Here is a 23,301-nt window from a genome sequence, read left to right as displayed (position 1 = left end):
TTCGTGGTCTAAAGTCGAAGGTGGGCGAGATGATTGAAACACAGTAAGACTCTTTTGTTGTTGGATAGCAGAAGTCTAACGTTATCCCTGAGTTTGCGCAATCGCAGGGTCAAAGAGGGCTCTGGGCAAACTTGGTAACAAATGTTTAGTAAACTAGTAATTGATTAAAAAATGAAAATGTTTGTTTACCTGAGTCGCCATTTCAACTAAAATGCCTCCGCAACATCAACCCATCTACTTTATGTAAGGTAAAAATTGCCATGTTGCGGATAGTCAAAGAAGCCCTCACGTTTGACGACGTTTTATTAGTTCCAGGTCACTCCACCGTTCTTCCTCACGAAGCCAATTTAAAGACGCGCTTAACTCAGAATATCGAGTTAAATATACCTATGGTCTCTTCTGCTATGGATACAGTAACGGAGAGTCGTTTAGCCATTGCCTTAGCACAAGAAGGTGGTCTCGGTTTTATTCATAAGAATATGTCGATTCAGGCGCAAGCAAACGAAGTGCGCCGCGTTAAAAAATTCGAAAGTGGTGTCGTATCTGACCCAGTCACTGTTTCATCTGAGATTAGCCTTGCAGAAGTGATGCAGCTAGCCGATGAACACGGTTTTTCGGGTTTTCCTGTTGTTGACGAAAACAACAACCTTGAAGGTATTGTCACGGGTCGTGACTTGCGTTTCGAAACAAACTTAAAAGCCAAAGTTAGCTCTGTCATGACGCCTAAAAATAAGCTTGTGACGATTCATGAATCTGCTGAGCGCAGTGAAGTGATGGAGTTAATGCACAAGCACCGTATCGAAAAAATCCTAGTGGTTGATGATGCATTCCGCTTAAAAGGCATGATCACAGTTAAAGATTTCCAAAAAGCCGACAGCAAGCCAAATGCATGTAAAGATTCATTAGGCCGCTTACGTGTTGGTGCTGCAGTTGGTGTTGGCCCGGGCACTGACGAGCGCATTCAAGCGCTAGTTGATGCAGGTGTTGATGTGTTACTTATTGATACGTCACACGGTCACTCTCAAGGTGTACTAGACCGAGTTAAATGGGCACGCCAAAACTTCCCTAATTTAGATATCGTTGGTGGTAATGTTGCGACCGCTGAAGGTGCCAAAGCACTGGTAGAAGCGGGCGTAAATGCGGTTAAAGTGGGTATTGGCCCAGGTTCAATTTGTACGACTCGTATCGTTACAGGCTGTGGTGTTCCACAGATTACTGCAATTGCCGATGCGGTAGAAGCGGTTGCAGGCCAAAACATTCCAGTTATTGCCGATGGTGGTATTCGCTTCTCGGGTGATATCTCTAAAGCGTTAGTTGCTGGTGCAAGCTGTGTAATGGTCGGCTCTATGTTAGCAGGTACCGAAGAAGCACCAGGTGACGTAGAACTTTACCAAGGTCGTTACTACAAATCTTATCGCGGTATGGGTAGCTTAGGTGCAATGAACCAAAGCCACGGCTCATCAGACCGTTATTTCCAAAAAGACGACAACAAAGAGAAGCTAGTACCAGAAGGTATCGAAGGTCGTGTTGCGTATAAAGGTCCAATCGAAAACATCATTCACCAACAGCTTGGTGGTATTCGTTCGGCAATGGGCTTAACAGGTTGTGCGAGTATTCCAGAAATGAATACCAAACCTCAGTTTGTTCGCGTGACCTCTGCCGGTATGGGCGAGTCGCACGTACACGATGTACAAATTACTAAAGAAGCACCGAACTACCGTTTGGGCTAATCGTCAGTTTTAACGTTTAAACTGACAGGTAATTCATACTCAGACCGAACCCATTCGGCGTTCGGTCTTTTATCACTTAGTTAACTATAATCATTAAGTTAACTCATAATTAAAAGGCTAAAACATGTCCATGACACAAGACATTCACCAGCATAAAATTTTAATTTTAGATTTTGGCTCCCAGTACACTCAACTTATCGCTCGTCGCGTTCGTGAAATCGGCGTTTATTGTGAGCTTTGGGCGTGGGACGTCACCGAAGAACAAATCAAAGAATTTAATCCAAACGGTATTATCTTAGCCGGTGGTCCTGAGTCAGTAACCGCTGACAATTCGCCACGTGCTCCAGAGTATGTATTTGAAGCAGGCGTGCCAGTCTTAGGCATCTGTTACGGCATGCAAACTATGTCACAACAACTGGGCGGTGCTGTTGAGATTTCAATGGAGCGTGAATTTGGTTACGCCCAAGTTGAAGTGGTTGCTGAATCAGCATTGACTAAAAACATCGAAGACTCAATCGCTGCAGATGGTAATGCATTATTAGACGTTTGGATGAGCCACGGTGATAAAGTCAGCGCTATTCCATCAGGCTTCCAAATCGTTGCAAAAACAGACAGCTGTCCGTTTGCAATCATGTCCCACGAAGAAAAGCGTTTTTATGGCGTACAGTTCCACCCTGAAGTAACTCACACTAAACAAGGTCTTCGTTTACTTGAAAACTTTGTATGTAACATCAGTGGCTGTGAAAAGTTATGGACCGCAGGTCGTATTATCGATGACGCAATTGAAAAAATGCGTGAGCAAGTGGGTGATGACGAGGTTGTACTTGGCTTATCAGGCGGTGTTGATTCATCGGTTGTGGCTATGTTGTTGCACCGAGCAATTGGCGACAAACTGACTTGTGTATTTGTAGATAACGGCTTGTTGCGTCTTAACGAAGGCAAACAAGTTATGGAAATGTTTGGCGACCATTTTGGTCTGAACATTGTTCATGTTAATGCAGAACAGCGCTTCTTAGATCGCTTAAAAGGCGAAAACGATCCTGAGAAAAAGCGCAAGATCATTGGTAATGTGTTTGTTGAAGTGTTTGATGAAGAAGCTAGTAAGCTCAAAAACGCTAAATGGTTAGCACAAGGTACGATTTATCCGGATGTAATCGAGTCTGCTGCATCAGCAACAGGTAAAGCACATGTGATCAAGTCTCACCATAATGTAGGTGGTCTGCCAGAAGACATGGAGCTAGGCTTAGTTGAGCCACTACGTGAACTATTTAAAGATGAAGTTCGCAAAATTGGTCTAGAGCTAGGTTTGCCATACGACATGTTGTACCGCCATCCGTTCCCTGGACCGGGTCTAGGTGTGCGTATTCTTGGTGAAGTTAAAAAAGAGTATGCTGACTTACTTCGTCGTGCCGATGCGATTTTCATCGAAGAATTACACAAAGCCGATTTGTATAACAAAGTAAGCCAAGCGTTTACGGTATTTTTACCTGTACGTTCGGTCGGTGTTATGGGCGATGGCCGTAAATACGATTGGGTTGTCAGCTTGCGTGCTGTTGAAACCATCGACTTTATGACGGCGCATTGGGCTCATTTGCCATACGATTTCTTAGGTCGAGTATCGAACCGTATTATCAACGAAATCGATGGCATTTCGCGTGTCGTTTATGACATTAGTGGTAAGCCACCGGCGACGATTGAGTGGGAATAACCTGTACGGGTTTAATTAGATTTTAAAACACTAAAAAGGCGCTTTTAATGAGCGCCTTTTTTAGTTTCGAGCCGCTCGTTTTCTGATGAAAGTTTGAAAAGCTTGACCCAGAATGCACCTTCAAATAAGACGCCAAGGGCAATCACCAAAAAACTTTCCGCTGCCATGCCAAGGGTATAAAGCACTATGGCAATGACTAAAAATGCGACTGGAATTAAACTTTTTAATAAGCGTTCCATTAGTCTTCTCCTTCAAATCGGGCAGTCTTGATGGTTATCAACAATAACTAGCTAACGCGATCTAGAGATTCAATTTCACTTTTTAACGAATAGTTTTTGTCAGTTACAATTTTTTCTAGTACAGCAACTCGTTCTTTCAAGCGATCGATTTCGGCTTGGGCATCGTCACTGACGCCTTTGTTTTGATTTTTTTCTTTGGCGATTTGCAGTTTTACTTTCTGCTCATACGCTGAATAAAATAGGCCACCGACAATTGCGACGATAGCAACGAGAATTAGCAAGGGGTCCATGATATTGTCCTTTTTTTGAACTGATAGTTAAGTTGTAATGCATAATTGCTTGTTGAGCAAGGTTCAATTAGCGTGCCAAACTGTAATGCTTGTTTTTAAAGGGAATGTGCCAGAATAACTGGTTTTTTTAATGGTACAACTCGCCAACAAGTGAGAAAATTAACCAATATTTTTATAGATTCAATCATCATGACCACACTCGACCAAGATATTAAATTTATGCAAAGGGCTATGGCTCTTGCATCACAAGCGGAGCAACTCGGTGAAATACCCGTCGGGGCCGTTTTGGTTCGTGATGGCGAAATTATAGGCGAAGGTTTTAATCAAGCCATCACCCGCCATGATCCTACCGCTCATGCAGAAGTCATGGCTTTGCGAGACGCCGGAGTTCAGGTCGAGAATTATCGTTTGATCAATACTACTTTGTACGTAACGTTAGAGCCCTGTGTTATGTGCTCAGGTTCTTTGGTACATGCACGAGTTGACCGTTTAGTTTATGGTGCAAAAGACTACAAAACCGGTGCCGTTGAAAGCGTGATGCAATTGTTGCGACACGATAGTCACAATCATAAGGTTGAATGTATTGGTGGTGTGTTAGAGCAAGAATGCAGTCAACAACTGTCTGATTTTTTTAAGCGTCGACGAGAAGAAAAGAAACGGTTAAAGCAATTGCGCCAGACCCAAAACGCAAAAGACAACGATTAATCGTTGTCTTCGTTGTGTGCGTCTTCAAAGCGCATGGTCACTTGCTTTATACGGCGATGGACCACTCTTTTAATCGCGGCTTTTCTGGCCACGCGACGTCGAGTTTTATCCAAGAACCGTTTGTCACGCGCAAGTCGCGGGGTTCTTCTTCGTTTGAACATGGTTGTTCCTTGTTAAATTTGAGCAAAGTGTATGTCATCAGTTTGACATTTGTATGACAGAGCGCCTTTTGGGCTTATTCTGAGTCGTCAGACTCGGCCTCTTGTTGGCTGACTTGTTGTTTTCTCTGTTCTAACTTTTGTTCTAGTTTTTGTTCTATTTTTAATTGTTGGGCCGCTTGCTCGTCAATCCAAGTCAGAGTGTCATAATAACGTCTGATATTTGAGACGTAAGTGACGGCTTCGTCACCGCGAGCAAACCCATATCGAGTGGTCTTATAATACTTCTTTTGACGCAACTTAGGTAGATGTTGTTTTACGTCAACCCACTTATCTGGATCACCACCGAGTTGTCGTGTTAGCTTTCGCGCATCTTGTACGTGCCCCCAACCGACATTGTACGCTGCTAAAGCAAACCAAGGGCGGTCAGACTCATTGATCCTATCTGGTACTCGCTGAATTAGCAGGTTGAGGTATTTGGCACCGCCTCGGATATTCGACTCGGCGTCGAGCCGGCTTTTAACTCCCATTTGTTTCGCGGTAGGCTGAGTTAACATCATGATGCCCCTCACACCCGTTGGAGATTTGGCGCGTGGGTTCCAGTGTGACTCCTGATAACTTTGAGCTGCGATTAAGCGCCAATCCAAATCTCCAGAATAATCTTGAAACCAAGTTTTATATTTAGGTAACACTTCATCGACAGCTTTCATAAACAAACGTGTATCAACGTAATTGAACTGCTCGACGTGACCAAAATACTTATCTTCTAGGGCTGTTAGTTCACCGGATTGATGTAACTCGCCAAAAAACTCAATCAATACCGCATATAACGAATCATCGTCATTTTTGTTCATTAACCAACTGAGCGGTAACTCTTCTCTTACTGTAAACGCAACGCTGATATCAGGGTAATAGCGGCGAATCAAAGCCAAGCTGTGTGAGTCGGCGAGGGTATAATCAATTTCTTCAGCCATGAGCTGCTCGAGTAGATCGTTTTGGTCTGCAAGATCAATGTTTTCAACCTCAAGATTGGGAAACAAGGTTTGCTGCGCGGCCATTAACTCAGCGTGATTTGTATGGCTGCCTACGGTAATTGGAGCATCTACTTCTTCAAACGATTTTGGGCGTTGCCTGCCTTGTTTAAAAACAAGTTTTTGGTCGATGTAAAAATACGGCGGTGCAAATCGAAAGGCCTCGGCACGAGATTCTGTTTTGGCGATGCCACCTATGACAATGTCGACATGACCAGATTTGAGCTTGGGCAGCAATTCCGCGATGTGAAAGCTAGGAACTAAGTTTACGTCGAGATTGAGGTATTCTCCTAAACGTTGGCTGAGCTCGTATTCAAAACCTGCAGCACCACTTGCATCGATGTAGTAACTAGTTGGATTAAATAAAATACCAATGTTAATAACTTGTCGTTGTTGCAACTTTTCGAGGTGGCTTTTTTCCATCTGCGGCGAGCAGGCTAATACAAACAGGCTAAGCACAACGGCTAACACCGAGCGCCACTGAACTTGCCGAATAGTATAAAAGAAGCCTGCGTTTTGTATCATTATTGGGGTCGCCATCAAGGTTTTGCTATGTTGTTCTTCAGGATTGAAAAAATTTGATCTTTATGCCCTTAAACTAACACACAATTCTGTTTATTGGTAAAGTTTGCAGGTATACTGCGCACCTAATTTTTTTCCTTTCAACATGAACGGTGAATTGGCAATGTTAATCCTTCGTGGTGCTCCGGCTCTCTCTGACTTTCGAGTCAACAAATTAATGTCTGCGTTTAATCAGCACGGACTCAATATAAAAGATATTTATGCTGAGTTTGTCCATTTCGCAGAAATAGAATCTGAACTATCCGACTCCGAATTAGACAAACTCAACGCCTTATTAGAATATGGCCCCAAAATTGAGTCTCATCCCCCCAGCGGAAAGTTAATTTTAGTCACCCCTCGTCCCGGCACCATTTCTCCTTGGTCCACCAAAGCAACCAACATCGCCAACAACTGCGGCCTAAACAAAGTAAAAAGAATTGAACGTGGTATCGCTTACTACGTAGAAACCTCCTCCGAACTCTCATCTCAACAGCTTCAAGTTATTTATTCAGAATTACACGACCGTATGACCGAGTCTGTGTTTGATAGCTTACAATCGGGTAATGCCTTATTTGTCCAAGAAACACCAAAGCCATTAACTTCTGTTGATGTGTTAGGCGGTGGTCGCGATGCATTAGCTAAAGCAAACTTAGACATGGGCCTTGCACTAGCTGAAGATGAAATTGACTACTTAGTTGAGAGCTTTAAGAAGTTAGAGCGCAATCCTAATGACATTGAGCTTTATATGTTTGCCCAAGCAAACTCTGAGCATTGTCGTCACAAGATCTTTAATGCGGATTGGACCATCGATGGGGTTGAGCAGCCTAAATCTCTGTTCAAAATGATAAAAAATACGTTTGAACAAACGCCAGAATACGTCACCTCAGCATACAAAGATAACGCAGCGGTAATGCACGGTTCGGAAGCGGGTCGCTTTTTTGCTGATCCAGTGACGAGTCAGTACAAGTATCACCACGAAAACATCGACATTTTGATGAAAGTCGAGACGCATAACCACCCGACGGCGATTTCACCATACCCAGGTGCGGCAACAGGTTCAGGTGGTGAAATTCGTGATGAAGGTGCAACAGGACGTGGTTCTAAACCTAAAGCCGGTTTGGTTGGTTTTACGGTATCTAACTTGCGTATTCCGGGTTTTGAACAACCTTGGGAAAACGACTACGGCAAGCCAAGTCGTATTGTTAATGCCCTTGATATTATGACCGAAGGCCCACTAGGTGGCGCGGCATTTAACAACGAATTTGGTCGCCCAAATATCTTAGGTTATTTCCGTACCTTTGAAGACAAAGTTAACAGCTTTAACGGCGAAGAAGTTCGCGGTTATCACAAGCCTATTATGATTGCTGGTGGTCTTGGTAACATTCGTCGTGAGCATACCAACAAAGGAACCATTCCTGTCGGTGCCAAGCTTATTGCGCTTGGCGGCCCTGCAATGAACATTGGCCTTGGTGGCGGTGCAGCTAGCTCGATGGCATCTGGTCAGTCAAACGAAGATTTGGACTTTGCGTCGGTACAACGTGAAAATCCAGAGATGGAGCGTCGTTGTCAGGAAGTTATCGACAAATGTTGGCAGTTAGGCGACGCAAACCCTATCGCATTTATCCATGACGTAGGCGCAGGTGGCCTTTCAAACGCATTCCCTGAGCTCGTTGATGACGGTGAGCGTGGCGGTCGTTTTGAGTTACGTAACGTACCAAACGACGAGCCAGGAATGTCACCATTAGAAATTTGGTGTAACGAATCTCAAGAGCGTTATGTATTAGCAGTTGCGCCTGAAAACATGGCTAAGTTTGAAGAGATTTGTCAGCGTGAGCGCGCGCAATATGCAGTGGTTGGTGAAGCAACAGAAGAGCGTCACTTGACCTTGACTGATGAGCACTTTGATAACAAACCAGTTGATTTACCGCTTGATGTTTTATTAGGTAAGCCACCAAAAATGCACCGCGATGTTGAATCAAAGCACACCACTGGTTCTGAGCTTGATACTTCGGCTATTGAGCTGGCAGACGCGGCAGAGCGAATCCTACGACTTCCTACAGTGGCAGAAAAAACCTTCCTTGTTACTATCGGTGACCGCTCGGTTACGGGTATGGTTGCTCGAGACCAAATGGTTGGTCCTTGGCAGGTTCCTGTTGCGGACGTTGCTGTAACCGCAGCAGCACTGGACAGCTACCACGGTGAAGCAATGGCAATGGGTGAACGCACGCCAATTGCACTGTTAAACTACGGCGCTTCTGCGCGTATGGCCGTAGCAGAGTCAATTACCAATATTGCAGCTTCTGATATTGGCGAATTAAAACGTATTAAAATGTCTGCAAACTGGATGGCAGCGGCAGGGCACCCAGGCGAAGACGCGGGTTTATACGAAGCGGTAAAAGCAGTGGGTGAAGAGTTATGTCCAGCATTGGATATTACGATTCCAGTCGGCAAAGACTCAATGTCGATGAAAACTCAATGGCAAGATGACAACGGTGAAGACAAGTCTGTGACTGCACCTCTGTCATTGGTTATTACTGCGTTTGCTCGTGTTGAAGATATTCGCAAGACATTAACGCCACAGTTACGTACTGACAAAGGCGCGTCCAAGCTGATCTTGATTGACTTAGGTAACAAACAAAACCGCATGGGTGCGAGTTGTTTAGCCCAGGTTTACAACCAATTAGGTACGCAAGCACCAGACGTAGACTCTCCTGAGTTACTGAAAGGCTTTTTTAATGGTGTTCAGGCGCTATTAGCTGATAACAAATTGATGGCTTACCACGACCGTTCAGACGGTGGTTTGTTCTCAACCGTAACTGAAATGGCCTTCGCGGGTAAAGCCGGGGTTGAGGTTGACCTTGATGGATTGGGCAATGATGCGCTCTCTATTTTATTCTCAGAAGAACTAGGTGCGGTTGTCCAAGTTGCTGAGTCCGACTTAGATTCAGTTATGGCGGTATTGGCAGATAACGGTTTAGCTGAATTGAGCCATGTAATTGGTTCGGTCAATGACAATGATAAAGTGAGCTTTGCCTTCAACGGTGACGTTGTTCTTGAAAATACTCGTACTCATTACCGTACAGTATGGGCCGAAACGACCTATCAAATGCAAGCTCGTCGCGACAACCCAGAATGTGCTAAACAAGAATTTGACGCTAAGTTTGATGCCGCCGATCCAGGTCTTCACGCAGAGCTAAGCTTTGATATTAATGAAGATGTTGCTGCCCCTATTATTGCCAAATCAATGGCCAATGCAGCACCTAAAGTAGCGATTTTACGTGAGCAAGGTGTGAACTCACATGTCGAAATGGCAGCCGCCTTTAACCGAGCTGGGTTTGATGCCATTGACGTTCACATGAGTGACTTACAAAGCGGTCGTGTAACCCTTGAGTCGTTTAGAGGTCTTGTTGCTTGTGGTGGTTTCTCATACGGTGACGTTTTAGGTGCCGGTGAAGGCTGGGCAAAATCTATTTTGTTTAATGAAGAATTGGCCGCTCAATTTAAGGCTTTCTTCCACCGAGAAGACACCTTCAGCCTTGGTGTGTGTAACGGTTGTCAGATGATGTCTAACTTGCGCTCACTTATTCCGGGTGCAGATCACTGGCCACGTTTTGTGACTAACAAGTCAGAGCGCTTTGAAGCGCGCTTTAGCTTAGTTGAGATCAAACCAACGCCTTCAGTATTCTTTGCTGGAATGGAAGGTTCGCGCATGCCGATTGCGGTATCACACGGTGAAGGTCGTGCAGAATTTGCTAACGCTGATGCCATCGCTCAGGCTGTCGAATCTGGCACAGTAGCTATGCAATACATCAACAACCGTGGTGAACAAACGGAAGTGTACCCTGCTAATCCAAATGGCTCTCCGCAGGGTATTACATCACTGACGACAACAGATGGTCGCGTTACCATTATGATGCCACACCCAGAACGTGTGTTCCGTACCGTGAGTAATTCTTGGCACCCTGACGAGTGGCAAGAAGATAGCCCTTGGATGCGCATGTTCCGCAACGCGCGTAAGTGGGTTGGCTAGTCTAGTAACTTAACGCTATAGTTGAAGGGCTATTACCAAAAAGTCCTATTAGCAACATGGCTGTTAGTTATTGACCAATCTGTGTAGAAAAAGCCATCGATGAGATGGCTTTTTTGTTATTTTATTAATTTTTTTGAAAATAAATGAAAGATTGCCCTTTATAATCGTGTCTATTGACGCCATAAAGAGCCTTTAAATCGAGAGCTTTAAGGAACGATTGTATTTTGACTACATTACAACAACGTCTGGACGAACTTTCCTCCGCTGAGTACACCGCTGCCGTTAAAGAGATCCGTCGTGGGATCGAGCGAGAAACCTTAAGAGTTTCTCCCGAAGGTAAAATTTCTCAACGAGAACACCCTAAGTTATTGGGCGCTGCGTTAACGCACCCATACATTACAACGGACTACTCAGAAGCGTTGTTGGAATTGATCACGCCTCCTTCAAACAATATTGAGGAAACATTTGGTCAGCTTCAAGATATTCATCATTTTGTCAGTAAAAACATTGGCGATGAGGTTTTGTGGCCAATGAGTATGCCTTGTTTTATCAAGCATCAAGATGAAATTCCGATTGCCTATTACGGTGAGTCGAATATTGGCAAAATGAAGCGCACTTACCGAAAAGGCTTAAAAAACCGATACGGCTCGATGATGCAAGCGATCGCGGGCATTCATTACAACTTTTCATTACCTGGTGAATTTTGGGAGCTTTATCAAAAGACCCAAGGAGACACCTCAGATCTAAACACGTTCCAATCCGAGCAATACATGAGAATGGTTCGTAACGTGAAGCGTTACGTGTGGATCATTACTTATTTGTTTGGTGCTTCCCCGGCTATGTGTCGTTCGTTCCTAGAAGGTGAGGACGATGTGCTGCCTTTTGAATCGCTTGGCAAAGGCACGGTTTATTTACCTCATGCTACGTCGTTGCGAATGAGTGACTTGGGATACACGAATTCTGCGCAATCTTCGTTGAATGTTGAATACGGTACGTTACAAAACTACATCACTAAGCTCAGAAGGGCCATTCGTACCAAGTCTGAAGAATATAAGGCAATCGGTATTAAAGTTGGCCAAGATTACCAACAGCTTAACGACAATATCTTACAGATTGAAAATGAGCTTTATGCACCAGTGCGTCCTAAGCAGGTAACTCGCTCAGGTGAAAAGCCAACTGATGCATTAGAGCGCCGCGGGATAATGTACGTAGAGCTTAGGGCGTTGGATGTTAACCCGTTTTCTGCTTACGGTATTTCAAAAGAACAAATGCGAGTTTTGGACTTGTTTATGTTGTTCTGTTTGTTCAACGAACGCGATGAATTAGACTCTGTTCAGCAAGATGAAGCAGATGAAAACATTGACCGCATTGTGTTAAATGGTAGAGCAGAGCAGCTGACTCTCAAATTAGACGGCACGGACAAAGATCGCAACGAGTGGGTTCATGAAATCCTCGATGAAATGGCGGCTATCGCAAAATGGCTAGACAACCATTACGGTGGCATACATTACAGTATTGCGCTTGACCGAGTTAAGCCAGCTGCGGATGACCCTAACAAAACCCTGTCGGGAATGTTGCTCAATGAATTACTCAACGCCAATAAAGACAATGGTCGATATGGACTTGAGTTAGCTAATGGCTACAAGACGCAAGCCTTGGCTCATCAGCCAAATCACTTTAAACCGTCGTTTTTGGTTGAAGAAGGACAAAAGTCAATTGCCAAACAACAGCAAATTGAAGCAAGTGATACATTGAGCTTTGATGAGTTTTTGGAAAACTACTTTAAGTACTAAATTATTAGTAAAAAGTCTGCGGACGTTAATCCCACTATTTTACGCCACGCTTGTTTAGATGCTTAAACCAGCGTGGCGCTCAGCAAGTCTAATCTCCAACTTAACGCAATATCCCGTCTGTACTGTTTTTTTCTGACGTTGTTTATTTATACTCAGTTTGGTTATAGTCATTTGTTACCGATAACAAAGGTTTATCCATCCAAACAATTCAGGGTACGAATATGCGGACAACAACAGTAATTTCAAAAAAAGCGATACTAAAAATTGCATCATTTCTTCTCCTCAGTCTCTGTGCTGTGGCTAATATCAATGCGTCTGAGTTTTCTCGAAATGTTGATATCGACAACAAAACAACGACGAGTCACACCACTAAAATTGGCGGTAAAAAAATAAAATACACAGCAACAGTGGGTACACAACCTGTCTGGGATGAAGAAGGCCACCCCACCGCAACGCTGTTTTATACCTATTATCAACGCACCGACATTAAAGATACGGCAAGTCGCCCGTTGCTGATTTCGTTTAATGGCGGCCCAGGTTCGGCGTCTGTTTGGATGCATGTTGCATACACGGGACCAAAAGTATTAAACGTCGATGACGAAGGCTACCCACTGCAACCTTATGGCGTTAAGACTAATCCTTACTCGGTATTAGATGTGGCTGACATTGTATTTGTTAATCCAGTGAATACTGGCTACTCCCGTGTTTTGCCAAACAAAGAAGGCAAAATGCCTTCAAAAGCAGAGCAAAAATCGATGTTTTTTGGTGTGAATGCTGATATTGAATACTTAGCCGATTGGGTTAATACCTTCGTTACTCGATATAACCGCTGGCGCTCTCCTAAATATTTAATTGGTGAAAGCTATGGGACCACTCGTGTATCTGGACTCGCGTTAGAGTTACAAGGTCGTCAATGGATGTATTTGAACGGCGTTGTGTTAGTTTCACCAACGGATATTGGTATTGAACGAAAAGGCCCAGTAAAAGCAGCCAATCGCTTACCGTATTTTGCAGCTGCTGCCTGGCACCACAAAGCATTGTCGAGCGAGCTTCAAGATTTAGATTTAGATGAGTTACTCCCTCAAGTAGAGCGTTTTACTCTTGAAACTTACCTGCCTGCGTTAGCCAAAGGCGGCTTTATTTCTGAGCAAGAAAAACAAGCGGTCGCAGAGCAAGTCTCAAAGTATTCTGGTTTGTCCGTTCAAGAAGTGATTCGAAATAACTTAGATGTATCGACTTCGTACTTTTGGAAAGAATTGTTACGAGAACGTGGTCAAACGGTTGGTCGTCTTGATTCTCGATATTTAGGCATAGATGAAAAGGACACTGGCAGTCGTCCTGATTATTACGCCGAGCTCACCTCTTGGTTACACAGCTTTACCCCTGCGATTAATTACTACTTGAGAGAAGAATTGGGATACGTTACAGACGTTAAGTACAATATGTTTGGTAATGTGCATCCATGGGATCGCAGTAACAATAATACGGGTAAAAATTTGCGATTGGCGATGGCCCAAAATCCATACCTTAACGTCATGGTACAAGCGGGCTACTACGATGGCGCAACAAATTACTTTGATGCTAAGTACACTATGTGGCACCTAGATCAAAGTGGTAAAATGAAGGATCGTCTTTCTTTTAAAGGCTATCGAAGTGGCCATATGATGTACTTGCGTTACGAAGATCTTAGACAGTCAAACGAAGACCTGCGTCAGTTTATTTTAAACACAATTCCATCAACTACGATGCCAGCAAAGTATTGATAACACAGCTTTTACAAGCAAAAAAAAGGCGAGTACGTATAGGTACTCGCCAAACTAACAACAACTTCCAGGGAATGAAAAAAACTGCTTTCACTATGTTAGACAGCTCTTTTCTGGAAAGTTCGATCTTTTTTAAGAAAAATCGTAATTATTTTACAAAGCCTTGATTACAATTAAATTAAATAACGTAAAAAACAGGCGAATAATTTCAAAAAGCAAAAAAAAACGAGTAAATTAATTACTCGTCGAAGATAACAACAATTTCAGGGAAAAACTCTGTTAATACTTTGTTAGACACGCTTCTCACAAAAAGTTCAAAATGTAGTGAAAATAATATGAAAAAGTTTTTAATTGCGCTGATTTTTCCATTTCTACTTGCCTCCTGTACCACCCCTCAACCTAAAAACATTTCAAACGTTTGTGAGATCTTCAAAGAGCGTGAAGATTGGTGGGATGACGCCAATGATATGAATGATCGCTGGGGCACGCCGATCCACGTGGTGATGGCTATGATGTATCAAGAGAGTTCGTTTAAAGCAGATGCCGCACCACCGATGGAATACTTTTTGGGCTTTATTCCAATAGGCCGAGCAAGCTCAGCGTATGGTTATTCACAGGCCAAAACGGGCACTTGGGACGAATACAAAAGAGAATCTGGTAATAGCTGGGCTGACCGAGATGATTTTGAAGATGCCGTTGATTTTATGGGTTGGTATACAAACAAAACCTATCGCATAAATAAGGTGTCTAAGTGGGATGCCAAAAATCAATATCTCAATTATCACGAAGGTTGGGGTGGCTATAAGCGCAAAACTTATCGCAAAAAAGCTTGGTTAGTAAAAGTTGCTAAAAAAGTCGACGCCCGAGCCAAACGCTACGCCCAACAATTACGAGGCTGCGAAGACTACCTTAACTCGAGTTGGTTGTGGCGATTAATGTTTTATTAATCCCCACATATCAAGGATACAAAAGATAAGGTTGACGCTGGCGCTCAAAAACATCGAGTGCCGGTTGCCAACTCACTTTAATTTCTTGTTCCGACATCCCTTTTTCAATTTGCTTGCGAAGTTGGTCAGTTCCGGCCAACTTATCAAAAAAATCTGCCCGGCTAAAAAAAGTTAAAGTATCTTTTTGTTCAAGGTTTTCGACCGATAGATTATACCGCTCAAATTGTTTATACCAATCTAACAAGTAACTCAAATTGAGGTGTTCGATCTCAGTACTTCGCAAGTCTTGCCCTGTTAGCTTTATGCCTTTTAACTTTGGATTTTTGGCGGCGAGTGGCTTTACTTCTGGGGTAAACTCAAAGTCGCCACTATGCGCTTGGTGATGGCCAATAACTTGAAACGGAAAATCAGTACCGCGACCAATGCTTATAGGTGTCGCCTCAAATAAGCAAAGACTTGGGTACAGCCTAATTGCTTGTTGATTGGGTAAATTAGGGCTCGGTGCAACAGGTAAGGTGTATTCAGTACTGCGAGTGTAATTGCGGACCGGGATTACTGTTAATTTGAGCTTAGACTTGTCACTGGATTGAGGTGTTGAACCTTCGATTAACAAGGGGTCTATTGAATTTAGCCAGTCTTCACCTACGGCCATTTTTGCGATTTCACCCACCGTCATTCCGTGCACCATGGGAATCGGTAACAAGCCGACAAAAGACCGAAATTTTGCATCGAGCATAGGCCCAGAAACGGTACTGATGTGTGGGTTAGGTCGGTCCAAAACAACAAACTCGATATTTGCTTGTTGCGCCGCTTGCATCATATAAAACAAGCTGTTTATGTATGTATAAAAGCGCGCACCGACGTCTTGAATGTCAAAAATCAACACATCAAGATCTTCAATCACCTCTCGATTAGGGCGTTTTGAACGACCATAAATAGAAACGATAGGAAGTCCAGTAACAGGGTCAACACTCGAGTTAAAGGTTTCACCAGCACTTAGGGTACCGCGGATACCGTGCTCAGGGGCAAATAGTCTGACGACTTGTACTTGGTTTTTTAACAACTCGTCGACCAAATGCTGGTTTGGAATTTGACCTTTGGTAATGATGGATGTTTGGTTAACAACAAGACCCACGCGTTTGTTTTTGATAAGCGGCAGGTATAAGTGAGGTTGTTCTGCACCTGTTAAAAGAGGTGTGTCATTGGCAGAAGTAGGCATTGCTATACCTACAACACCCCAGCTGGTCACAAAAAAAGCCATAACAAACAAAGCTCTAAGGATGACGCGGTTAGTGAGCTTGGCTAAAACAGAATGAATGTTTTGGTGATTACTTATTGTCATTTTTTTCTGAAACCGTCCAAAGTTTAATTAGTTATCCGTCATTTCTTTAACGTCTTCAGGGGTGTCACCGCTGTGTTTTTCGGCCAGTCTCAAAAAACCATTGGCGTTTTCTAGTCGTTGCTCGGCTTGTGATTTAGTCAGGTTGAGCTTGCCCATTAAAATCGCAAGCTTAACGTTGTTATCACTTTGCTCGAGTAGCTGCTCGGCGCGCTGTTTATCACATTTCAAAGCTTGTTCTATGATTCGAATTGCTCGTAATGTTAGTTTGTTGTTAGACACATTTACGTCGACCATGAGGTTTTCGTAACACTTGCCAAGTTGCACTAGAGAGCCAGTACTTAGTCGATTGAGGATAAGCTTTTGAGCGGTACCCGCTTTTAGTCGAGTAGAGCCTGTGAGTATTTCTGGTCCTACGTTGGCGGCAATGGCGACGCTACTCAGTTGGTTAAGTGTTGCTGTCGGGTTACATGTAACAGTTATGGTTGGTGCACCGATTTGGTTAGCATATTCTATGCCTCCAATGACGTAAGGTGTTCGGCCACTTGCAGCAATGCCAACGACAACGTCATTCGGCGTTAAGCGCAAATGGTGCAAGTCGTCTTTGCCCATTTGTTCGTTGTCTTCAGCGCCTTCGACGGCTTTGAACATGGCAGTATTACCGCCAGCTATTAAGCCAATAACTTGTTCAGACTTGGTGCTAAAGGTTGGTGGGCACTCTACTGCATCAAGTACACCAAGACGACCGCTGGTACCTGCGCCCATATAAATTAATCTTCCACCGAGTTTGAGTTGAGTTACGATGAGATCAATCGCAAGACCAATTTGGGGTAAGACGGGTTTTAGACTCTCAGCGATTTGGTTATCTTCTTGGTTCATCAAGTGGACAATTTGTTCACTATTCATTTCATCAAGGGTCATCGAATTAGGATTTCGAGACTCGGAAACGAGTTGCTCAAGTGGAGTAAGCCTTGACTCAGAAGAATCAGTTGAGTCAGATGAACTAACATCGCTCTGCAATGATTGGCTGTGTGAATAAGAGGTCGTCAATGCATTTGAATCAACTGACAAGGTTGAAACAAATTGCTTAAAGTCATTTCGAAGCTGATAGTATTTGTCTGCTTGTACTTGCCATGGTCCAAATAAACATGCGGCGAATGCGGCCCCTGTAATCGAAGGTTGGGGCAAATAGGTAAGAGAGCCACAGCCCATGTCTTGTAAGTATTCCAGTGTCGCTTTTGCCAAGCCCCCGGTCACAAAGGTGTTTGAGTTTGTCGTAGGTAATAATTCTCTCACTAATTGTAAATGCTGCTGCCAGACATACTGCGCATTTGAGCACGGTGACGGTAAGTTGATAGCATCAACCACTAAAGGCGCGAGCTGCGCATAATCACTTTGTTTGGCGTTGCTCAACCAGGCAAGTACATCGGTGCGATTTTTACCAAGAGAGGTCGCTAAATCGTTGATAAAATCAGAAGGGTTTTCTGATAGTTTGGCGTCGTTACTATTGCTTGCTTGGTATTTGTCTAAATATTGCAAATAAGCCCTAACTGCTAATTGACCTAGACGTGCACCACCGCCTTCATCGCCAATAGGAAAACCCCAGCCACCAGTAAAATGGACCGTTGAGTCTTGGTGATAGGTGGCAACAAAAGAACCTGTACCTAAGGTGACTAAGCGAACGGATTCGGAATGGATCAGCTTTGAATGAGCGATCAAGGTTGCTCCTAGTAAGCTAGATACCGAGTCTTCCATTAATATCAGCTGACACACAGCACTGTCGCGTTTGAACAGTTCAGATTGCAGAGCAGTCAGTGCTTTTTGAGTCAAGGCTTTGGAACCGGCACCAGCGAGTCCGAGAGAAACAACAAAATCGGGCATTGGTCCGTTAGTTATTGACTCACTGACCTGGTCGATAAGACAGTCAATCAACTCAACAAGGGTATTGATACTTTGCGTAAAATCTGCCGATAAGCTACTTGCACCTGACCGATACGAACAAATTGGGGTTATTTCACCTTTGAGTAAGGCGCTATCGGTACTGTGTTCTTGGGTGAATGGACTGAACGCATCGCTTGGGTACACGTGGCCAAGGGTTTTGCTACCTCCGCCGTCTATCGCAATGATATATTTCATAAAACTGTTATCCTGTATGCTATGACGAATGTACTAGAAAGCCGTCAGGATGAAAACCTAACCAAGGAGTCTTTTTTGGGAGTACCTGTCTTCTCTAACTTTGTTGCTTCGCTTTTTTTGTTGGTTATCGCAACGGGACCATTAACGGCGTTTGCATCGGATTCGGCCAAAGCTCAGGCAAATATAGAACAATGGTTACCAAAAGCCATCGGTCAAAAAATCATGCTCGATTTACGCTTTTATTGTCCTTCAGTTAATGGCCCACAGGCAACCAAAAAAGACTGTCGGACACCATTACTCCAATTAACTCCTGAACTGAAAAGCGCTCTGCAACAACAACACATAGGTGGCGTCATTTTATTTTCAGAAAATTTAAAAGATCTGCCTCAAATAAAAGCGCTGACAACTGAACTCAAAAGCATTAACTCTGAGCTGCCAATGTTTGTCGGTATTGATCAGGAGAATGGTCGAGTTGCTCGATTACCTCGGGACAAAGTCACAGCATTTCCTGGCAATATGCCACTAGGCGCCATTTATGCTGGCGACAAGACGCTGGGCAAACAGTTAACTGAGCAAAGCTATCGTCAAACAGGTCAAGCTCTGATGTCATTGGGCTTCAACGTTAATTTTGCGCCTAATGTTGATGTCAATAACAACGCTCAAAACCCTGTGATCAATATTCGTTCTTTTGGTGATAATCCCACTCGGGTTGCCAATCTAGGTAAGTACGCCGTTAATGGTCTACAACAATCTATCTCGGCGGCAATTAAACATTTTCCGGGCCATGGTGATACTAATGTAGACAGCCATACGGGGTTACCACGAGTGATCAAAACCAAACCTCAGGTAACTTCAACAGAACTTGCCCCTTTTAAAAAGATCATAACAGAAGCACAACCCGACTTTGTTATGTCTGCACACATCCAATTTCCCGAGCTTGATGAGACAAAGGTGACGACCAAAAACGGCGATGATATTTTAGTTCCCGCTACTTTTTCTCGGGCGATTTTGACCGATATGCTAAGGGGCGAATTTGGCTTTGAAGGTCTTATTATTACCGACGCGTTAGACATGGCGGCGATAAGTCGTTTTTTTGAGCCAGAGCAGGCAATTCGCAATGCGTTTAAGGCTGGTGCCGATATTGCGTTAATGCCGTTGGTAATCGACTCACCGGCATCTTTAAACACACTTGATCAAACTCTTAGAGCCATTGAGTTTATGGTGTTGAGTGATGATATCAAACGGGATGAAGTTTATGCCTCTTACCAGCGCATCACAGCGATAAAACGGAAGCTGGCGCGCAAAAAACGATTGCCACCTTTGTCAGAGATAGAAAAACAAAGCAGAATCTTGGCTCAGACCATTGCCGAGCAAAGTGTGTATATGTCGTCTTTATCGAATAAAAACAAAACCACAGGCCCCCTGATGACCAAACAACAGCGCTTGTTTGCAGTGATGCCAGATAGTGGTAAATGTCGTGCGTTACTCAGTGGTCTACAAAAGCAACTTTCATCAAACCACTTGTGTTGGGACATCCAGCAACTTAATGATGCGTTAAAATCTAAGGCCTCCAAACTTGAGTTGCAAAAGCTAATGGCTAAATACGATGCCCTGTTAGTGTCGAGTTTAACTCCGAGGCAAGCCAACCCCGAGATGGTTGGTGTCGACCCAGATCAAAGACGATTATTAAAATCACTGACGGCTAAGGCCATACTCAGTAATAACTTGGCGTTAATACAAATGGCAAAACTACAACCAATGAAAACCGCAGTAGTTAGTCTTCGTGCTCCTTATGATCTCAAGTATTACCCAAATGACCTAGACTGGCAGTTTGCGACCTTTTCATACAACGTTATTGAAGAGACCAGTGTTAACAAAGAGGCAGGCCCTTCAACGTTGATTTACTCACCCGTGTTTGATGCGCTTGCTAAGGCACTATTAGGTAAAATAAAAAATAGTGCGCAATTACCCGTCGACATTGATTCTGTTTAGCGGAAACAGTTGATATTATGTGGCTAATATAAAAATGAATGTAAAGATACCCTACAAATGAATACAGTATTCCTAAATGGCGAATTCATGCCAGCAGAACAAGCTAAAATCTCACCAATGGATCGTGGATTTTTGTTTGGTGATGGTGTGTATGAGGTTGTTCCTTCGTACAATGGTAAATATATTGGTTTTGCACCCCATCTTGCCCGGATGTTTGTCGGTTTGGATACAATAGAAATCAATTTAGGGTACAGCGAGTCTGAGCTTCGCGATATTTGTGATCGACTTATAGCGGAAAACAGCAACGATGAAAACGGTGGTAATTTAGGTGTTTACATCCAAGTATCTCGAGGGGTCGAAGCGAAACGTTACCACGCATATACAAACACGGGTAAGCCGACATTATTTATTCACACTTTTGCTATCGCTCCCCCACCGAGTGTTGATGCACCAAAAGCATACCGCGTTAATATGACTCAAGATTTGAGATGGCAGCGCTGTGACATTAAGACTACCTCGTTGTTGGGCAATGTTATGCATTTCCAACAAGGATACGCCAACGGGTTTGATGAAACTATTTTGTTTGACCACAATGATTTTGTGACTGAAGCTTCATCAAGTAACGTGTTTATCGTTAAAGACGGTGTAATCAAAACCCCTAAGCTGGATAATCACAAGCTTGCCGGTATTACTCGACTTATGCTGCTGGATATTTTGCGTAAACACAGTGACTTTAAAGTTGAAGAAACGGATATCAGCCGAAGTGAGCTTCTGGCAGCTGATGAAGTTTGGTTAACAAGTGCAACTAAGCAAGTCGGAGCGGTTACCGAGGTGGCGGGTACCTTGATTAACAACGGCAAAATTGGCCCTGTATGGCCACAAGTTCAAGGCTTATTTAGTCAATATATGTTTGAAGAATAACGACGGAGAAATTATGGCATCACCACTAATCGAACTGAATATCGTTTCACCAAACCAACCTGTTTTCAAAGGCATGGTACAGTCACTTGTGGTCAAAGGCAGTGAAGGTGAGTTAGGCGTTCAATATGGTCATGCTCCGTTGTTAGCTTCGATAAAGCCAAGCATGCTCCGATATACCAATGAGTCAGGTAATGATGAGGCCGTGTATGTGGCAGGTGGCATAGTTGAAATTCAGCCTAATCAAGTTAATGTGATGGCCGATGTTGCCGCGCGCGGCGAGCAAATTGATAGAGAAAAAGCACAAAAAGCCAAAGAATCTGCCAAAACTCGATTAGCCGAATGTGATGTGAAAAAGTTTTTGGCGATTGAGTTAGAGCTAATGAAAGCGACCGCACAATTGCAGGTCGCTGATCATTATAAAAAGAAAGGTTAGAGTGGTGCTTTGCTAAGCAACTAATCCCGCAATAACATAACAGACAATCGTTAGACCGCCAGCGGTTAGCGCGTATGGTAACTGAGTTTTGACGTGTTCTAACAAGTCACACCCTGACGCAACGGCTGAAACTGCGGTTGTATCTGAAATAGGTGAGCAGTGATCACCAAATATTCCGCCACCTAAAATAGCTGATAATACCAGTGGGGCTGGCAATCCAAGTTCAACGACCAGAGGCATGCCAATTGGCACTAACAGGGCGAAAGTCCCCCAAGATGTGCCAGTCGAAAATGACATCAATGCACCTGCAATAAACAGTAATGCAGGGACTAAAAACATAGGAATGTTTCCGGCTACTAAACTGGCGATAAATTTACCTGTGCCTAGTTCTTTTAAACTCGCGCCCAAAGCTAAAGAAAACAAAACAATCACCACTAAAGGCAGTAATTCGTTCATACCTTTAAAGCCTATCTCGGTCATTTGTTTGTGATTAAATCGACCGCTACCGACCATCATCACGTAAGCGACCAGACAAGCAAGCGCAGTCGCATACAGGACTGATTTAGAGCCAGAACCATCGGTAAAGCTTCCGTTGCCCGTCATAAACATAAATCCAACCATAGACACAGACATCACAAACAAAGGAATTAACATAAAGCTTGGCTTTGACGCTGGAATTTCTAGTTCTGAGCTTGAATTTGACTGCGGCGAATCGGATTGGGCGCGCCGTAATTCTGCGTCTTTCATAGGTCCGTGAGTTTTATCTGCGATGATGGTGTACAAGACTATCGCAAGCGTTATAAGCGCATAAAAATTAAGTGGTATTGTTTGAATCAGGGTTGAAACAGCGGATTCCTCAAGGTCGTAACCACTAACCAATCCTAAGACATACGCTCCCCAGCCATTCATCAGAATTAATATACAAATAGGTGCGCTGGTGCTGTCGATGATATAGGCAAGGCGAGCACGGCTCATTTTAAATTTGTCGAATACGCCTCTAGAAATGATACCGGACATTAACACGCTTAGGTTTGATTCGATAAAGATCACTACACCCGTCATAAAAGGTAACATGCGAGCTCGTCTTGCGGTGCCACTGATGCCTTTTTTGATCAAAAAGTTAACGGTTGCCGTGACGCCACCTGAATAGCGCATAAACCCAAGAAGGGCACCGACTAACAGTGAAAAGGTTAAAATACGGGTATTTCCACCAGATTCAAACACACTGATAACACGCTCGATACCGCTTATTGAAAACTGCGCTAGCGCTTGTTCTGCAGGTACAGCGTTGAAGAGGAGGATAAATTCAGAGCACAACACCGCAAGTAATAGAGCAAGAATCACTTCTTTTTTCCAGAGCACTATTATTACGGCCAGTAAAGGTGGGATAACCGTGAGCCAATCTGACACAACTTGTCCTTAATTCAAATCGTTAAAGTTAAATTACCTTATACCATAATTAGTTAGTGCTCCATACCGAAATGGATTGGACGGAATATAGGTTGTAGTCTTTACTAAACATTAC

At 43.6% G+C, this 23,301-nt stretch carries 17 protein-coding genes; 10 read left to right on the top strand and 7 right to left on the bottom strand.

The features are described from left to right. The first annotated feature begins 260 nt into the window (after positions 1-260). Together guaB and guaA are read left to right on the top strand one after the other, a co-directional pair. Positions 261-1,730, top strand: coding sequence for an IMP dehydrogenase (gene guaB, locus J1N51_RS06100; protein WP_208833049.1), 1,470 nt, complete (start codon positions 261-263; stop codon positions 1,728-1,730). Between the two features lie 130 nt (positions 1,731-1,860). Further along, positions 1,861-3,438, top strand: a complete 1,578-nt coding sequence (gene guaA, locus J1N51_RS06095) for a glutamine-hydrolyzing GMP synthase (protein ID WP_208833342.1) — start codon at positions 1,861-1,863, stop codon at positions 3,436-3,438. A gap of 44 nt (positions 3,439-3,482) precedes the next feature. On the opposite strand, the gene J1N51_RS06090 is transcribed toward guaA, so the two are convergent. Continuing rightward, on the bottom strand, positions 3,483-3,677 hold the full coding sequence (locus tag J1N51_RS06090; protein ID WP_208833048.1) for a hypothetical protein: 195 nt from the start codon (positions 3,675-3,677) through the stop codon (positions 3,483-3,485). A gap of 47 nt (positions 3,678-3,724) precedes the next feature. Beyond that, entirely contained in the window at positions 3,725-3,967 is a 243-nt protein-coding gene (locus J1N51_RS06085; RefSeq protein ID WP_208833047.1) for a hypothetical protein, read from the bottom strand. 189 nt (positions 3,968-4,156) lie between these two features. On the opposite strand from J1N51_RS06085, the gene tadA reads away from it, so the two are divergent. Next, positions 4,157-4,672 (top strand): tRNA adenosine(34) deaminase TadA, encoded by a 516-nt coding sequence (tadA, locus tag J1N51_RS06080; RefSeq protein WP_208833046.1) that lies wholly within the window; start codon positions 4,157-4,159, stop codon positions 4,670-4,672. Here tadA and J1N51_RS06075 read toward each other — a convergent pair. Further along, complete coding sequence (locus tag J1N51_RS06075) at positions 4,669-4,833, bottom strand: hypothetical protein (RefSeq protein ID WP_208833045.1); 165 nt, start codon at positions 4,831-4,833, stop codon at positions 4,669-4,671. The genes tadA and J1N51_RS06075 overlap by 4 nt on opposite strands. Before the next feature lie 74 nt (positions 4,834-4,907). After that, positions 4,908-6,386, bottom strand: coding sequence for a membrane-bound lytic murein transglycosylase MltF (mltF, locus tag J1N51_RS06070; RefSeq protein ID WP_208833044.1), 1,479 nt, complete (start codon positions 6,384-6,386; stop codon positions 4,908-4,910). Between the two features lie 160 nt (positions 6,387-6,546). On the opposite strand from mltF, the gene purL reads away from it, so the two are divergent. The 4 genes from purL (at position 6,547) to J1N51_RS06050 (ending at position 14,955) form a co-directional block, all read left to right on the top strand. After that, on the top strand, positions 6,547-10,452 hold the full coding sequence (gene purL, locus J1N51_RS06065; RefSeq protein ID WP_208833043.1) for a phosphoribosylformylglycinamidine synthase: 3,906 nt from the start codon (positions 6,547-6,549) through the stop codon (positions 10,450-10,452). A 224-nt stretch (positions 10,453-10,676) separates the two neighbouring features. Continuing rightward, positions 10,677-12,245, top strand: a complete 1,569-nt coding sequence (gene gshA / locus J1N51_RS06060) for a glutamate--cysteine ligase (RefSeq protein ID WP_232842873.1) — start codon at positions 10,677-10,679, stop codon at positions 12,243-12,245. 221 nt (positions 12,246-12,466) lie between these two features. Then, positions 12,467-14,008 (top strand): S10 family peptidase, encoded by a 1,542-nt coding sequence (locus tag J1N51_RS06055; RefSeq protein WP_208833042.1) that lies wholly within the window; start codon positions 12,467-12,469, stop codon positions 14,006-14,008. 335 nt (positions 14,009-14,343) lie between these two features. Beyond that, positions 14,344-14,955 carry a transglycosylase SLT domain-containing protein gene (locus J1N51_RS06050; protein WP_208833041.1) on the top strand — a complete coding sequence of 204 codons (612 nt, stop codon included), beginning with the start codon at positions 14,344-14,346 and terminating at the stop codon, positions 14,953-14,955. Between the two features lie 10 nt (positions 14,956-14,965). Here the strand turns inward: J1N51_RS06050 and J1N51_RS06045 are convergent, their stop codons facing one another. Next, the gene (locus tag J1N51_RS06045; protein ID WP_208833340.1) at positions 14,966-16,237 is read right to left on the bottom strand and encodes an exo-beta-N-acetylmuramidase NamZ family protein; all 1,272 of its coding nucleotides are present in this window, start codon (positions 16,235-16,237) and stop codon (positions 14,966-14,968) included. An 87-nt stretch (positions 16,238-16,324) separates the two neighbouring features. Then, the gene (gene murQ, locus J1N51_RS14720) at positions 16,325-18,430 is read right to left on the bottom strand and encodes an N-acetylmuramic acid 6-phosphate etherase (protein ID WP_232842871.1); all 2,106 of its coding nucleotides are present in this window, start codon (positions 18,428-18,430) and stop codon (positions 16,325-16,327) included. A gap of 75 nt (positions 18,431-18,505) precedes the next feature. Between murQ and J1N51_RS06035 the strand changes: the two genes are divergently transcribed. From J1N51_RS06035 to atpC, 3 genes are read left to right on the top strand one after another with little or no spacing between them, the layout of a single operon-like run. Then, positions 18,506-20,422, top strand: coding sequence for a glycoside hydrolase family 3 protein (locus J1N51_RS06035; protein ID WP_208833040.1), 1,917 nt, complete (start codon positions 18,506-18,508; stop codon positions 20,420-20,422). 57 nt (positions 20,423-20,479) lie between these two features. Further along, positions 20,480-21,343: a D-amino acid aminotransferase gene (locus J1N51_RS06030; protein ID WP_208833039.1), complete on the top strand. Its 864-nt coding sequence runs from the start codon at positions 20,480-20,482 to the stop codon at positions 21,341-21,343. Positions 21,344-21,356: 13 nt separating this feature from the next. Next, positions 21,357-21,776 carry an ATP synthase F1 subunit epsilon gene (gene atpC / locus J1N51_RS06025; protein ID WP_208833038.1) on the top strand — a complete coding sequence of 140 codons (420 nt, stop codon included), beginning with the start codon at positions 21,357-21,359 and terminating at the stop codon, positions 21,774-21,776. Between the two features lie 12 nt (positions 21,777-21,788). Here the strand turns inward: atpC and J1N51_RS06020 are convergent, their stop codons facing one another. Next, complete coding sequence (locus J1N51_RS06020; protein ID WP_208833037.1) at positions 21,789-23,186, bottom strand: Na+/H+ antiporter NhaC family protein; 1,398 nt, start codon at positions 23,184-23,186, stop codon at positions 21,789-21,791. Between the last annotated feature and the right edge of the window lie 115 nt (positions 23,187-23,301).

This window comes from Psychrosphaera ytuae, from assembly GCF_017638545.1.
Lineage (GTDB): Bacteria > Pseudomonadota > Gammaproteobacteria > Enterobacterales > Alteromonadaceae > Psychrosphaera > Psychrosphaera ytuae.
The sequence above is the reverse complement of the archived record's forward strand: the minus strand, read 5'-3'. Positions and strand labels throughout refer to the sequence as shown.

Bases quoted from the DNA above. Each gene is read 5' to 3' on its own strand.
- guaB (WP_208833049.1), top strand. From the start codon at position 261: ATGTTGCGGATAGTCAAAGAAGCCCTCACGTTTGACGACGTTTTATTA.
- guaA (WP_208833342.1), top strand. From the start codon at position 1,861: ATGACACAAGACATTCACCAGCATAAAATTTTAATTTTAGATTTTGGC.
- J1N51_RS06090 (WP_208833048.1), bottom strand. From the start codon at position 3,677: ATGGAACGCTTATTAAAAAGTTTAATTCCAGTCGCATTTTTAGTCATT.
- J1N51_RS06085 (WP_208833047.1), bottom strand. From the start codon at position 3,967: ATGGACCCCTTGCTAATTCTCGTTGCTATCGTCGCAATTGTCGGTGGC.
- tadA (WP_208833046.1), top strand. From the start codon at position 4,157: ATGACCACACTCGACCAAGATATTAAATTTATGCAAAGGGCTATGGCT.
- J1N51_RS06075 (WP_208833045.1), bottom strand. From the start codon at position 4,833: ATGTTCAAACGAAGAAGAACCCCGCGACTTGCGCGTGACAAACGGTTC.
- mltF (WP_208833044.1), bottom strand. From the start codon at position 6,386: ATGATACAAAACGCAGGCTTCTTTTATACTATTCGGCAAGTTCAGTGG.
- purL (WP_208833043.1), top strand. From the start codon at position 6,547: ATGTTAATCCTTCGTGGTGCTCCGGCTCTCTCTGACTTTCGAGTCAAC.
- J1N51_RS06055 (WP_208833042.1), top strand. From the start codon at position 12,467: ATGCGGACAACAACAGTAATTTCAAAAAAAGCGATACTAAAAATTGCA.
- J1N51_RS06050 (WP_208833041.1), top strand. From the start codon at position 14,344: ATGAAAAAGTTTTTAATTGCGCTGATTTTTCCATTTCTACTTGCCTCC.
- murQ (WP_232842871.1), bottom strand. From the start codon at position 18,430: ATGAAATATATCATTGCGATAGACGGCGGAGGTAGCAAAACCCTTGGC.
- J1N51_RS06030 (WP_208833039.1), top strand. From the start codon at position 20,480: ATGAATACAGTATTCCTAAATGGCGAATTCATGCCAGCAGAACAAGCT.
- atpC (WP_208833038.1), top strand. From the start codon at position 21,357: ATGGCATCACCACTAATCGAACTGAATATCGTTTCACCAAACCAACCT.